The following is a 14,103-nucleotide window of genomic DNA, read 5'->3' as shown; positions in this document are numbered from 1 at the left end:
CACGACCGGCTTGGCGCGCCGCCACAGGGCGCGCGCGCCGATGGTCGAAGGCGACGCCGCGGCAGTCCCCTCTGTCATCCTGAACGAAGCGAAGGATCTCATCGCCATCGACTACCGCCGTGCTCGTTCGCTTTTCATGAGGTCCTTCGCTGCGCTCAGGACGACATGAGTTAACTGTTTGCGATCTCGTCCGAGAACTTCGGATTGAGGAAGGTCTCGAACTTCGGCAGGGCGCGGATCTGCTTCAGCTCGAGCATGTGCTGGGCGTAGGTCTTGGCCTGCGTCTGCACCGTGGGATCGAGCTTCCAGACGTACTCGACGTTGTTGGCGCCCAGCGCCTGCTCGACGGCGGCGCGGTTGGCACCGAGCTTCTGCACCGTGGCGTCCACGACGGCAGGCTTGTTGGCCATCATGAACTCCGCCGCCTGGCGCTGGATCTTGAGCATGGTGCGCACCAGGTCGGGGTTCTTGGCGACGGTGTCCTCGTGGGTGCCGAAGATCATGTTCAGGCCGCCCATCGCCGTGCCGTAGGGATACTCCACGAGCTGGCCCGCGCCCGAGGTGATCGAGAGCGCCGGGCCTGGCTCGGCGCCGACATAGGCGTCGACGTCGCCGCGCGCCAGCATGGCCGGCATCTCGCCAAACGGCACACGCACCGGGGTGATGTCCTTGATCGACATGCCCTCCATGCGCAGGCGCTCCATGATGAAGACCTCCTGCGTCGAGCCCGGCCAGATGCCGACCTTCTTGCCCTTCAGGTCCTTGATGGTCTTGACGTCCGACCCGGCCTTGGAGATCACGCCCATGCCCTTGTTGGACATGGCGCCGACCACCACGACCGGTTCGCCGACGGCGCCGCCCAGGATGGCGGCGGCGATGCCGAAGGTGCCGAAATCGACCGACTTGGTGACCACGGCGTTCTTGCCGTCGGTCGGGCTGTCGAAAACGATGATCTCGATCTTGAGGTCGGCCGGCGCGAACTTCTCGTAGAAGTAAGGCGGCATCGAATGGACCAGCCGCAGTGCCCCCATCTTCACCGTCTTGGGCTGGGCCCGCAGCACGGCGGGCGCAGCAAGCGTGGCTGCGGCAAACCCCGCTCCGGAGAGCAGGTGACGGCGATTGATCATTTGGAGCCTCCCACTTGGCTAGGGGAGGGAGGCAACTGCCGTGCCAACTTCTCTTAGGCGAGCAGCAGAAGCTGTCGGGTGAGGATTCCGTCGGCGTCGCGCAGCTCGTGTGTAATGGTGAAATGGTCGGCGCCTGCCACCGGAATGAGCGGTCCCGGCAGGTGCTGGGCGGCGCGCTTTTCGTGCAGGGCGCGGCTGTCGGCGACCAGGGGCGGCAGCTCGGCCGTGCCGTAGGTGATGGCGAGCGGCTTCTTGATCATGGGCAGCCTGAGCGGCGAGAGGGTCGCGAGCTCGGCGTCGGTGAACTGCATCTTGTCGTTGAGGTAGGTGTCACGGATCGGGCCCAGCTCGAACACGCCCGAGACCGCCATGCCGGCGCTCACCCGGCTGTGGCCGAGGCACTGGGCCGTCAGATGCCCGCCGGCCGACCAGCCGGACAGGACCACCTTGCCGTTAATGCCGTGCGCCGCCCCGTTGGCCGCCAACCAGTCGAGCGCGGTGTTGATCTCGGCCACGATCTCGGTGAGCGAGGCGTCGGGCGCCAGCGTGTAGCCGGGCAGGCCCGCGGCCCAGCCGTGAGCATGGACGCCGGCGATCAGGCTCGCGAACTGGTCGCGGCTGTTCCTCTGCCAGTAGCCGCCGTGGATGAAGACCAGGCAAGGCGCGTTGGCGTCCTTGGCGGGGAAGAGGTCCCACACGTTGCGCTCCTTGGGGCCGTAGCGCAGGTCGAGATGCTCGGGATGGGCCTTGCGGAAGGCTTCGGAAGCGGCGATGCGCGCCGCGTTCAGCTCGGCGCTGTTCTTGACGGCATCGGTGTTGTTGTAGGCCGCGTCGCGCTCGGCCTTGGTCATCATTCCCCAGTTCATTTCGTCCTCTCCACAATCACGATGGCGATCCCGGCGATCACCAGCATCGTGCCCAGCACCAGCGGCCAAGTCACGGGCTCGCCGACCAGGACGACCGATGAGGCGATGGCGATCAGCGGCGTGCCCAGCATGCCGAGCGCACCGGTGATCGGCGGCAGGGCGCGCGCCACCGAGACCGCGGCCCACGTCCCGACCGGGCCGGCGAAGGCACCGATATACAGCAGCGCGATCCAGAGGTCGGGATGTCCGAAGTCAAGATGGCCGCGCGGCTCGAACGCGAGCGCGAGCGCCCAGAGCAGGACCGTCGCCACCGACATCTGCCAGGGCAGCACGTCGAGCGGTGTGCCGCGCCAGCGATGGCGGCGGGCGTGCAGGATGGCCAGCGCCCAGGAGAAGCCGGACAGCAACAGCCAGCCATGGCCTTCGATCACGGCGCGGTCGCGCCAGTCGAAGCGCGTCGGATCGACCAGCACGACGATGCCGGCGAGTCCCAACAGTACGCCCAGAAGGGCGCGCCGGCCAACGCGCTCGCCTGCCAGCAGCGACAGGGGCACCATCCACAGCATGGCCGTGTAGGCAAGCACACCCGAGCGTCCCGGCGGCACGCTCTGCACGCCGAGATTGGAGAAGGCGAAGAAGAGCGTGAGCTGGAAGGCGCCGACCGACAACACGATCGGCCAGTCGGCGCGCTGCGGCCAGTGCAGGCGCCGCAAGACGGCCAACAGCGCGAAGGCGGTGAGCGCCGAGGTTGTGGCGCGGCCGGCGGCAAGCCAGACCGGCGTGCTTGCACCGAGGCCGATCTTGATGACCGGCCAGGCCAGCCCGAACAGGATGACGCTGAGCGCGAGCTGGAGGTAGGCGACTTTTGTCGTCCTGCGCGAAGCGAAGGACCTCATGCCGGTTGCAAACGTCGATGAGATCCTTCGCTACGCTCAGGATGACATCAGGCGCGCTTCGCTTCGGTCGTCGTCAGCGGTACCGGCAGGCGCGACAGCATCTCCTTGGGCACCACCTGCCAGAAGCGCTCGACCTCGCGATTCCAGTCGTTCAGCAGGCGCGCGCCCAATGGCGACTTGGTCTCGGCGACGTGCTCCTCGACCAGCGCCTTCAGCACGCCTTCCCAGTGCGGATGGTCGATGCGCTGCCAGCTCACCGTCTCGGGATTGACCTTGAGCTTGAAGACGTCGTCGGGGTCGTAGACGAAGGCCATGCCACCGGTCATGCCGGCGGCGAAGTTGACGCCGAGCCCACCCAGGATCACCGCGGTGCCTCCGGTCATGTATTCGCAGCCGTTGCTGCCCACGCCCTCGACCACGGTGTCGGCGCCGGAGTTCCTGACGGCGAAGCGCTCGCCGGCGCGGCCGCAGGCGAACAGCTTGCCCGCCGTGGCGCCGTACAGGACGGTGTTGCCGATGATGGCATTGTCCTGCGGCACCAGCGGGCTCGAGATCGTGGGCCGGACCACGACGGTGCCGCCGCTCAGCCCCTTGCCGACATAGTCGTTGGCATCGCCGAACACTTCGAGCTTCATGCCGCGGACGGAGAAGGCGCCCAGCGACTGGCCGGCCGTGCCGCGCAGCCGCACCGTCACCGTATCGGGCTGCAGCTCGGCCATGCCGTACTTGCGCGTGATCATGGCGGCAAGCCGCGTGCCCACGGCGCGATGGGTGTTCCGCACGCTGTACTGCAGCTGCATCTTCTCGCGATGCGTGAACAGCGGCTGGGCGTCGCGGATCATCTCCGCATCCAATGTGTCGGGCACCTCGTTGCGGCCCTCGACCGTGCAATGCACCGTCTCGCGCCCGCCGTCGGCCCGCGTCAGCAGCGGGTTGAGGTCGAGGTCGTCGAGATAGCGTGCGCCGCGGCTCACCTGTTTCAGGAGGTCGGAGCGGCCGACGACTTCCAGCAGCGAGCGGTAGCCGAGCTGCGCCAGGATCGTCCGCACCTCCTCGGCGATGAAGCTGAAGAGGTTGACCACCTTCTCCGGCGAGCCCTCGAACTTGGCGCGCAGCTTGGGATCCTGCGTGCAGACGCCGACCGGGCAGGTGTTGGAATGGCACTGCCGCACCATGATGCAGCCCATGGCGATCAGCGAGGCGGTGCCGATGCCGTACTCCTCGGCGCCCAGCATGGCGGCGATCACCACGTCGCGGCCGGTCTTGATGCCGCCGTCGGTGCGCAGCAGCACCTTGTCGCGCAGGCGATTGAGCGTCAGCACCTGGTGGGTCTCCGACAGACCCATCTCCCAGGGAATGCCGGCGTACTTGATGCTGGTCTGCGGTGACGCGCCCGTGCCGCCCGAGTGGCCGGAGACGAGGATCACGTCGGCCTTGGCCTTGGCGACGCCGGCCGCGATGGTGCCGATGCCGGACCGCGCCACCAACTTAACGGTGACTCGCGCCTCGGGGTTGATCTGCTTCAGGTCGTAGATCAGCTGAGCCAGATCCTCGATCGAGTAGATGTCGTGATGCGGCGGTGGGCTGATCAAGGTGACGCCCGGCGTCGAATGACGCAGCTTGGCGATCATCTCGCTGACCTTGAGACCCGGCAGCTGGCCGCCTTCGCCGGGCTTGGCGCCCTGGGCGACCTTGATCTCGAGCTCGCGGCAGTTGTTCAGATACTCTGCCGTGACGCCGAAGCGGCCCGACGCCACCTGCTTGATGGCCGACGAGGCGTTGTCGCCGTTGGAGCGCGGCCTGTAGCGCGCCGGATCCTCGCCGCCTTCGCCCGAGTCGGACTTGGCGCCGATGCGGTTCATGGCGATCGACAGCGTCTCGTGCGCCTCCGGGCCCAGCGCCCCCAGCGAGATGCCGGGCGCCACCAGGCGCTTGCGCAGCCCGGTGATGGACTCGACCTCGTCGATGGGAATGGGCTGGCGGTCGGTCCTAAAGTCCAGGAGGTCGCGCAGGTTGATGGGCGGGAGTCGCCGCACCTGCTCACTGTACTTGCGGTACTTCTCGTAGGACTCGGTGTTCACCGCGTCCTGCAGCATGTGGATGAGGTTGCCCTCGAAATTGTGCCGGTCGCCGCCGCGCCGCATCTTGTAGAAACCGCCGATCGGCAAGGCGATCACGTCCTCGTCGAAGGCGCGCTGATGCTGCTCGGCGATCTTCTCCTGGACGCCGCGCAGGCCGATGCCCGAGATGCGGGACGGCATGCCGGGGAAGAACTCCTGGACCAGCGAGCGCGAGAGACCGACCGCCTCGAAGTTGCAGCCGCCGCGATACGACGACAGCACCGAGATGCCCATCTTGGACATGACCTTGAGCAGGCCGTCGTCCAGCGCCTTCTTGTAGTTGGCGAGGCACTGGCCGAGCGTGAGCTTGCCGAACAGGCCGCGCTTGTGGCGGGCCGCGATGGTCTCCTCGGCGAGGTAGGGGTTCACCGTGGTGGCGCCGACACCGATGATGACGGCGGCGTAGTGCACGTCCAGGGCCTCAGCCGAGCGCACGTTGAGCGAGATGAAAGTGCGCAGCGATTGGCGTACCAGGTAGGAATGCACGCCGCCCGCCGCCAGGATCATGGGCAGTGCCGCGCGGTCGGCGTTCACGTTGGCGTCGGTCAGCACGACGTGCAGGCAGCCCGAACGCACGCCGTCCTCGGCCTCCTTGCAGATGCGGTCGAAGGCCTGGCGCATGGCGTCGAGCCCGCCCCGGGCGTCGAAGGTGCAGTCGATGCGGCAGGCAGTCTCGCCCATGTACTTGCGCATCGCCTCGAACTCGGCGTTGAGCACGATGGGCGACTGCAGCGAGAGCATCTCGCTCTGCTCGGGACTCTCGTCGAGAATGTTGCCGAGATTGCCCAGCCGCGTGCGGATCGTCATGACGTTGCGCTCGCGCAAGCTGTCGATCGGCGGGTTGGTGACCTGGCTGAAGTTCTGGCGGAAGTAGTGGTGCATGCCGCGATAGGTGTCGCTCAGCACCGCGAGCGGTGCGTCGTCGCCCATCGAGCCGACAGCTTCCTTGCCGTCCTCGACCATGGGATGGAGGATCATCTCCAGGTCTTCGATCGACCAGCCGACGGCGAACTGCCGGCGACGCAGCTCGTCGGCCGGGAAATGCTCGGTGGCCGGCGCGTCCTGCTTGATCAGCGAATCGAGCTCGACGGTGCGCGTCGTCCATTGGGCATAGTCATGGGTGTCGGCGAGCATGTCCTTCAGCTCGCGGTCCTTGAAGAGCTGCGGGGCGTCCATGTCGACGGCCAGCATCTCGCCCGGGCCCAACCGGCCCTTCTCGACGATCTTGCCTTCGTCCTGCGGCACCATGCCGGCCTCGGAGCCCGCGATCAGCAGCTCGTCGGAAGTGCGCACGTAGCGCATGGGCCGGAGCCCATTGCGGTCGAGGCCGACCAGCGCCCACTTGCCGGCGACCGCGGCGATGGCGGCCGGGCCGTCCCACGGCTCCATGACGCCATTCACGTAGTTGTACATGGCGCGGTGCTTGGGCGGCACGGTCGGATTGGCCGACGATGCCTCGGGGATCATCATCAGCTTGACCATCGGCAGGTTGCGATGGCCGCGCACCAGCAGCTCGAAGACGTTATCGAGCGCCGACGAGTCCGACGCCTCGGGCTGGATGATGGGCTTCAGGTCCTCGATCGCGCGACCGAAGCCGTCATGCTCGAGCCGCGCCTCGTGGCTCTTCATCCAGTTGACGTTGCCCAGGATGGTGTTGATCTCGCCGTTGTGCGCCAGCACGCGGAACGGCTGGGCGAGCTTCCATTGCGGGAAGGTGTTGGTCGAGTAGCGCTGGTGGAAGATGGCGAAGCGCGAGACGAAGCGCTCGTCGAGCAGGTCAGGGTAGAAGGCTGACAGATGCTCGGCCAGGAACATGCCCTTGTAGACGATCGAGCGGCACGACAGCGAGCAGACGTAGAACTCGCCGATGTTCTCGGCGATCGCCGCCTTCTCCATGCGCCGGCGCAGGATGTAGAGCTGCTTCTCGAACTCGCGGTTGTCGAGTTGAGGGTTGCCGCGGCCGATCAGGATCTGCTCGATCTCCGGCCGCGTGGCATTGGCCTTCTCGCCGATCACCGAGATGTCGACCGGCACCTGGCGCCAGCCCAGGATGGTATGGCCGAAGCGCAGGATCTCGGTCTCGACGATGATGCGGCAGCGCTCCTGCGCACCGAGATCGGTGCGCGGCAGGAACACCATGCCGACGGCGATGCGGCCCATCTCGGGCGCCTCGCCACTCGAATCGCGGACGTGGTCCTTGAAGAAATCCTGCGGGATCTCGACGTGGATGCCGGCGCCATCGCCGGTCTTGCCGTCAGCGTCGACGGCACCGCGATGCCACACGGCCTTGAGCGCGTCGATGCCCGCCGCCACGACGTCACGGCGTCGCTTGCCGTCCAGCGCCACGACCAATCCGACGCCGCAGGAATCCATCTCCTGGGCAGGGTTGTAGCCATAGGCGTCGGTGAGCTTGGCGGTGCCAGCCTTGTAGTCGCGGATGAAGTCTTGTGCGGACATGACGAAATTCCCTTTCCGTCATCCCGACCGGAGCGCCGAAGGCGCGTAGTGGAGGGACCTTGTCTTCCTATGAACAGGTCCCTCCGCTCCGCCTCGCTTCGCGAGGCTCCGGTCGGGATGACGGTATTTGATCAATCAGAAAACAGCTTGCCGGCCTCGGCCCAGTTCTCTTTCTTGATGTCGGTGATGATGATCTGCACGGCGTCCGGCGTGCAGCCGAGCGCGCGGCAGGTGCCCTCGGTGAGCTCCTTCGCCAGTTTTCGGCGCTGCTCCGGCGTGCGGCCCTCGAACATCTGGACGTTGATCATCGGCATGGCTGTCTCTCCCTTTGTCAGTTCTTGCGGTCGATGAAAACATTGCCCGCGTGCGCGGCGACGCGCGCCATCCAGGCGTTCACCTGCGGGAAGTTGTCGAGGTTGAAGCCGCCTTCGCCGGCGACGTGGGTGTAGGCGTAGAGCGTGATGTCGGCGAGACCGTACTGGCCGCCGACGAAGAACTGGTGACGCCCGAGATGCTGCTCCATGACGCCGAGCGCGGCGTAGCCCTTCTCCATGCGCCCGGGCAGCTCCATCTCCTGCAGCGGCGTCAGCTTGGGCAGGAAATGCTTCCAGAAGCGCACCGTCGCGATATAGGGCTCGTGGCTGTATTGCTCGAAGAACATCCATTGCAGCGTCTCGGCCCGCGCCCGGCGGTCGGCCGGTGCGAGCTTGGTGCCCTCGGCCAGGTACCAGATGATGGCGTTCGATTCGAAGAGGAAGCTGCCGTCCTCGAGCTGCAAGGTGGGAATGCGGCCGTTGGGGTTCTTCGTGAGGAACTCCGGCGTGCGCGTCTCGCCCTTCAGGATGTCGCGCTCGACCAGCGTGTAGGGTAGGCTGAGATGATCCAGCACCAGGCGCACCTTGTAGCCGTTGCCCGATCCCATGAAGTCATACAGCGTCATCATGATCGATCACTCCGCGGCGATAGCGACCGCGCCGTCAAGCTTGGCAAGGGGGGCCTTCGTGGTGAGATACGTGTGGATGCGCTCCGCTGCGTCGCGGCCATCGCGCACGGCCCAGACGACCAGCGAGGCGCCGCGCACGATGTCACCGGCGGCAAACACGCTGTCGAGGTTGGTCATCATGCTCTTCCAGTCGATCTTGAGCGTGCCCCAGCCGGTGACGCCGAGATCGGGCGCCTTCAGCAGCGCGGGCAGGTCCTCGGGATCGAAGCCCAGCGCCTTCAGCACCAGGTCGGCATGGATGTTGACGTGGGAGTTGGGGATCTCCTGCGGCGTCTGGCGGCCGGTCGAGTCGGGCATGCCGAGGTGGATGCGGACCGAGCGCACATGGCTGACATGGTCCTTGCCCAGGAATCCCTGAGGCGAGGTCAGCCACACGAACTCGACGCCTTCTTCCTCGGCGTGCTTCACCTCGCGCTGCGAGCCCGGCATGTTGGCGCGGTCGCGGCGGTAGAGGCACTTCACCGACTTGGCGCCCTGGCGCACCGCGGTGCGCACGCAGTCCATCGCCGTATCGCCGCCGCCGATCACCACGACATTCTTGCCCTTGGCGTTGAGCGCACCCGAGTCGAAGTCGGCCACCTTGTCGCCCAGCCCGTTGCGGTTGGACGCCGTGAGATAGTCGAGGGCGGCGACGATGCCCTTCACGCCGACGCCGGGCGCTGCGATGTCGCGCGCCTTGTAGACGCCGGTCGCGATCAGTACCGCGGCATGGCGGGCGCGCAGCTGGTCCATGGTGACGTCGCGGCCGACTTCGCAGTTCAGCTCGAACGTGACCTTGGACTCGCGCAACAACTTCTCGCGCCGCTGCACGATGTCCTTCTCGAGCTTGAAGTTCGGGATGCCGTAGATCAGCAGTCCGCCGACGCGATCATAACGGTCGTAGATCGTGACCTGATAGCCCTTGCGCCGAAGCTGCTCGGCGGCGGCGAGGCCTGCAGGCCCGGCGCCGACGATGCCGACGCTCTCAGGCCGCTCGCGGCGCGGCTTGATCGGCTGCACCCAGCCCTGGTTCCAGGCGGTGTCGGTGATGAACTTCTCGACCGAGCCGATGGTGACCGATTCAAAGCCCTTCTCGATGACGCAGTTGCCTTCGCACAGGCGGTCCTGCGGGCAGATGCGGCCGCAAATTTCCGGGAAGTTGTTGGTCGCCGACGACAGCTCGTAGGCCTCCTCGAGCCGGCCCTCGGCCGTGAGCTTCAGCCAGTCGGGGATGTTGTTGTGCAGCGGGCAATGGATCTGACAGAATGGCACGCCGCACTGCGAGCAGCGCGCCGCCTGCTCGGCCGCCTTCTCGCGCGCGTAGTTCGCGTAGATCTCGTCGAAGTCGCGTCGACGCTCAGCCGCCGGGCGCTTGTCCGGCATGGCCTGAGGCGTGGCGACGAACTTCAGCATCCTTTCGGGCATGACGATATCCATCCAACCGGCTGTGTAATTTTATTACGCAAGAAGCGCGCCGATGGCGCTAATCCTGCGCTGTTGTCTGTAATTGAGCACCGTTGAGAATATAAGTCAATAGATATGACCTATTTTTCCGAGGAACGATTCTAGGATTGTCTCTGTTTCAGCCGTTCGGCCGTCTCGGCTACGATTTGATTACAAATTAGGACTAATTATTTCGGGCGCAAAAAGTTACCAGTGGATCGCCGTAGCTCAGGCCGGGGCGTGCTGGTTGTAGCGGCCGCCGACGCGGAAGCGGTCGAGGTAGGTCGGCAGGATGGACTCGGCCGCGGTCGGCGCGATGCCGAGGTCGGCCAGGGTCTTGGCGCCGCCGCGCACGACATTGTCGGTGGTCAGGAGATCGACCTGGTCGTGGGTGAGCGGCGGTACGGGCAGGAATTCGGCGAACCAGCCCGCGATCTTCATCAGGCCGGCCGGCACGCCAATGATCCGCTTGTCGCGGCCGATCTCGCGAAGGGTGAGCGCCGCAACCTCGCGGTAAGTGTAGACCCGCGGCCCGCCCAGCTCGAACACGCTCTTGACCGTATCGGGCCGCGCCAGGACGGCGACAGCGGCCGCGCCGACGTCGCCTGCGAACACCGGTTGCACCTTGGCGTGGCCGTTGCCGACGACAGGCACGAACGGCGCCTGGGTGGCGATCTTGGCCAGGCGATTGAACATCACGTCGTCGGGCCCGAAAATCACGCTGGGCCGCAGGATGGTGGCGTTCTCGAAGCCCGCGATGATGGCGTCCTCGGCCTCGACCTTGGACTGCACATAGCGGTTCTTGGAGCTGCGGCTTTCCGCGCCGATGCCCGACATATGGATCAGGCGCTGCACGCCCGCGGCGCGTGCCGCCTCGGCGATCGCCCGCGCGCCCTCGACATGGACCGCGCGATAGCGCTGGCGGCCGCGCTCGAAGGGAATGCCCGCGGCGTTGATCACGGCCTGGCTGCCGGCGATCGCCGCCGCCACCGATTGCGGCATGCGCAGATTGGCCCGCATCACCGTGACTTGGCCGACATCGCCCGCTGTCTTGACCCGTTCGGCGAGCTCGATGCGCCGGCAGGCGACCCGCACCAGATAGCCTTCGGGCGCCAGCGCCCGAACGATCGCCCGGCCGACAAAACCCGAGCCGCCGAAAACCGTGACCTGCTTGATGTCCATGGGATGGTGCCTATAGCTCATTGCCGGGCGCGCGCAAGGTTGACATCGGCCCGCCCGGCCCTTAACTCACCGCCCTCACTGCCCGCATGCCGTGCCCAGGTGGCGGAATTGGTAGACGCACTAGTTTCAGGTACTAGCGCCGCGAGGCGTGGAAGTTCGAGTCTTCTCCTGGGCACCATGCGAGGCACTGAGGAATGACCATCACGCTCCATCGCGGGGATCTTCCCGCCGACCTGTCGCTCGGCAATGTCGTGGCCGTCGACACCGAGACCATGGGTCTCAACCCCCATCGCGACCGGCTCTGCCTGGTCCAGCTCTCGGCCGGCGACGGCAATGCCCATCTGGTGCAGATTCCGCGCGGTCCCGTGAAGGCGCCGCGGCTGGCGGCCATGCTGGCCGATCCCAAGGTCCTGAAGCTCTTTCATTTCGGGCGTTTTGACATCGCCATGCTCGAGCATGCGCTCGGCGTGCGCTGCGAGCCGGTCTACTGCACCAAGATCGCGGCCCGCCTGGTCCGCACCTTCACCGACCGCTGGGGCCTGAAGGACCTCTGCAAGGAGCTTTTGGGCGTCGACCTGTCCAAGCAGCAGCAGACCTCCGACTGGGGTGCCGATTCGCTGAGTGAGGAACAACTGGCCTATGCAGCATCCGACGTGCTGCATTTGCATGCGCTCAGGACGAAGCTGGATTCGCTTTTGGCACGCGAAGGCCGCACCGAGCTGGCCCAGGCGGCCTTCAAGTTCCTGCCCACCCGGGCCCGCCTGGACCTCGCCGGCTGGCCGGAGGTCGACATTTTCGAGCACTAAAGGGGCTTGCCTTCGAGATTGGCATGGTCTTTGCTTAAACTCCTGTAACGGGGAGGTCTAACCGACCTTCAGGGTGGGGGTACATGCGTATCGGACCGAGTCTCATCCTGGCTTCGCGCCAGACCCTGGCAATGACGCCGCAGCTCCAGCAGGCCATCAAACTGCTGCAGTTTTCGCATCTCGAGCTCGCCGCCTTCATTCAACAGGAACTCGAAAAGAATCCCTTGCTCGCCGAGGGCGCCGGCGATGACGGCCCGACGGCCGAGCAGGAAGCGCCGATCCTCGACACACCGACCGACACCGCCGAAGCGCTGGCCGCCGCCGCGCCTGCGTTGGCCGATGCCGACGAGCGCTGGACACGCGAGCATGCCGACCGTGGTGGCGACGGGGCGGCGAGCCGCGTCGGCCAGCGCGACGATGCGCCTGGCGCGCTCGATTTCGTCTCCGAGCGGCCGCGCTCGCTCGCCGTCCATGTGCTGGAGCAGATCGAGCTGATGTTCGCCGAGCCGGCCGAGCGACGCATTGCGCTGAAACTCGCCGAGGGCCTCGATGAGGCGGGCTACTGTCGCCTCGATGCGCCCGCTGTCGCCGAGGCATGCAGCGTCGGCCTCGATGTGGTCGAAGCGGTATGGAACAGGTTGCGCCAGATCGAGCCTGCCGGCTTGTTCGCCCGCACCGTCGCCGAGTGCCTGGGCGCACAGCTCGCCGAGCGCAATCGCCTGGACCCGGCGATGAAGGCGATGCTCGACAATCTCGACCTGGTGGCTGCCGGCGAGCTGGGGCAGCTGCGCCGCCGCTGCGGTGTAGACGACGAGGATCTGCGCGAGATGCTGAGCGAGTTGCGCACACTCGATCCGCGTCCCGGCCAGGCCTTCGACTTCGAGCCCATCCAGCCGGTCGCGCCCGATCTCTTCCTGCGTCCGGCCAAGGATGCCGACACCGGCGAAGAGGGCTGGCACATCGAGCTCAACACCGACGCGCTGCCCAAGGTGCTGGTCGACCGCAACTACCACGCCACGCTGATGAAGGGTGCGCGCGCCAAGACCGATCGCGATTTCGTCGCCGAGCGTTTCCAGTCGGCCAACTGGCTGGTCAAGACTCTCGAGCAGCGCGCCACCACCATCCTGAAGGTCGCGCGCGAGATCGTGCGCCAGCAGGACGGCTTCTTCCGCCACGGCGTCAGTGCATTGAAGCCGCTGGTGCTGCGCGACATTGCCATCGCCACCGAGCTGCACGAGAGCACGGTGAGCCGCGTCACCTCCAACAAGTACATCGCCACGCCGCGCGGCATCTTCGAGCTGAAGTACTTCTTCACCTCCGCTTTGCCCGCGCGGACTCCGGGCGTCGTCGTATCGTCGGAATCGGTGCGTTCGCGCATCCGCCATCTAGTCGGTGCCGAGAGCTCCGGCGCGCCATTGTCCGACGATCGCATCGTCGACCTGCTGAAGGGCGAGGGCATCGAGATCGCGCGCCGCACCGTCGCCAAGTATCGCGAGGCCATGCGCATCCCCTCGTCGGCCGAGCGTCGCCGCCTTGGTCGGCTGGGCCTGGGGCGCAGCCTGCCGACGACGCTTCCCGGTGCGGCCATCGCCTCGCAAGCTCTCACGGGTCCTGCCGACTGAGGCCATTCAGGTCGCCCGAAGGAGCGGCTTGACCCGACCGGACGAGGCGCCTATAGGGGCGCCTTCGCGCGCCGGGCGAGTTTTGGCCCTTGTCCGCTAACCTGTTGGTGACATTGTGGAAATTGCCGATTTGCTGACCGGTCCGGACGCCGTTCTGGCCAGCGTGAAGGCGTCTGGCAAGAAAGCGTTGCTGGCCGAATTGGCGGCCCGCTGCGCGGCCATGCTGAAGCTCGACGAGCGCCGTTTGTTCGACCGCCTGCTGGAGCGCGAGCGCCTGGGCTCGACCGGCATCGGCGGCGGCATCGCCATCCCGCACGGCCGCATGGGCACGCTCAACGAGCCGCGCGGCCTGTTTGCCCGGCTGGCCCATCCGATCGATTTCGATTCGATCGACGAGCGCCCCGTCGACATCGTGTTCCTGCTGGTGGCGCCCGAGGGTGCGGGCGCCGACCATCTCAAGGCGCTGGCGCGCGTGTCACGCCTGTTGCGTGATCGCAGCCTGGTCGACAAGCTGCGCGCCACCGAGAGCGCCGACGCGCTCTACGCTCTGCTGGTCGAATCCGTCCAGACGCAGAGCGCGGCTTAACTTCTTCTGGGAGCGC

At 66.5% G+C, this 14,103-nt stretch carries 11 protein-coding genes and 1 tRNA gene; 4 read left to right on the top strand and 8 right to left on the bottom strand.

Annotation, left to right across the window (positions count from 1 at the left end; genetic code table 11):
- Positions 1-170: 170 nt before the first annotated feature.
- The 8 genes from RSO01_RS42825 to RSO01_RS42790 form a co-directional block, all read right to left on the bottom strand.
- Positions 171-1,127, bottom strand: a complete 957-nt coding sequence (locus tag RSO01_RS42825) for an ABC transporter substrate-binding protein (RefSeq protein ID WP_147156728.1) — start codon at positions 1,125-1,127, stop codon at positions 171-173.
- A 53-nt stretch (positions 1,128-1,180) separates the two neighbouring features.
- Complete coding sequence (locus RSO01_RS42820; RefSeq protein WP_147156727.1) at positions 1,181-1,993, bottom strand: alpha/beta hydrolase; 813 nt, start codon at positions 1,991-1,993, stop codon at positions 1,181-1,183.
- Entirely contained in the window at positions 1,990-2,889 is a 900-nt protein-coding gene (locus tag RSO01_RS42815; RefSeq protein ID WP_147156726.1) for a DMT family transporter, read from the bottom strand. The genes RSO01_RS42820 and RSO01_RS42815 overlap by 4 nt, the downstream gene beginning before the upstream one ends.
- Before the next feature lie 47 nt (positions 2,890-2,936).
- Entirely contained in the window at positions 2,937-7,466 is a 4,530-nt protein-coding gene (gene gltB, locus RSO01_RS42810; RefSeq protein ID WP_147156725.1) for a glutamate synthase large subunit, read from the bottom strand.
- A gap of 131 nt (positions 7,467-7,597) precedes the next feature.
- Positions 7,598-7,780 carry a 4-oxalocrotonate tautomerase gene (locus RSO01_RS42805; RefSeq protein ID WP_147156724.1) on the bottom strand — a complete coding sequence of 61 codons (183 nt, stop codon included), beginning with the start codon at positions 7,778-7,780 and terminating at the stop codon, positions 7,598-7,600.
- Positions 7,781-7,797: 17 nt separating this feature from the next.
- A complete protein-coding gene (locus RSO01_RS42800; RefSeq protein ID WP_147156723.1) occupies positions 7,798-8,409 on the bottom strand; it encodes a glutathione S-transferase family protein in 612 nt (203 codons plus the stop codon).
- A gap of 6 nt (positions 8,410-8,415) precedes the next feature.
- Positions 8,416-9,873, bottom strand: a complete 1,458-nt coding sequence (locus tag RSO01_RS42795; RefSeq protein ID WP_147156722.1) for an NAD(P)-dependent oxidoreductase — start codon at positions 9,871-9,873, stop codon at positions 8,416-8,418.
- Positions 9,874-10,119: 246 nt separating this feature from the next.
- Positions 10,120-11,073 (bottom strand): complex I NDUFA9 subunit family protein, encoded by a 954-nt coding sequence (locus RSO01_RS42790; protein ID WP_147156721.1) that lies wholly within the window; start codon positions 11,071-11,073, stop codon positions 10,120-10,122.
- A 93-nt stretch (positions 11,074-11,166) separates the two neighbouring features.
- Between RSO01_RS42790 and RSO01_RS42785 the strand changes: the two genes are divergently transcribed.
- The 4 genes from RSO01_RS42785 (at position 11,167) to RSO01_RS42770 (ending at position 14,087) form a co-directional block, all read left to right on the top strand.
- A tRNA-Leu gene (locus RSO01_RS42785) sits at positions 11,167-11,251 on the top strand.
- A gap of 16 nt (positions 11,252-11,267) precedes the next feature.
- Entirely contained in the window at positions 11,268-11,879 is a 612-nt protein-coding gene (locus RSO01_RS42780) for a ribonuclease D (RefSeq protein WP_147156720.1), read from the top strand.
- 83 nt (positions 11,880-11,962) lie between these two features.
- Entirely contained in the window at positions 11,963-13,501 is a 1,539-nt protein-coding gene (gene rpoN, locus RSO01_RS42775) for an RNA polymerase factor sigma-54 (RefSeq protein WP_147156719.1), read from the top strand.
- A 115-nt stretch (positions 13,502-13,616) separates the two neighbouring features.
- Positions 13,617-14,087 carry a PTS sugar transporter subunit IIA gene (locus tag RSO01_RS42770; protein ID WP_147156718.1) on the top strand — a complete coding sequence of 157 codons (471 nt, stop codon included), beginning with the start codon at positions 13,617-13,619 and terminating at the stop codon, positions 14,085-14,087.
- The last annotated feature ends 16 nt before the right edge of the window (positions 14,088-14,103 follow it).

This window comes from Reyranella soli (assembly GCF_007992495.1).
Lineage (GTDB): Bacteria > Pseudomonadota > Alphaproteobacteria > Reyranellales > Reyranellaceae > Reyranella > Reyranella soli.
Note: the sequence above shows the minus strand (reverse complement) of the source record. Positions and strands in the feature narration are given on the sequence as shown.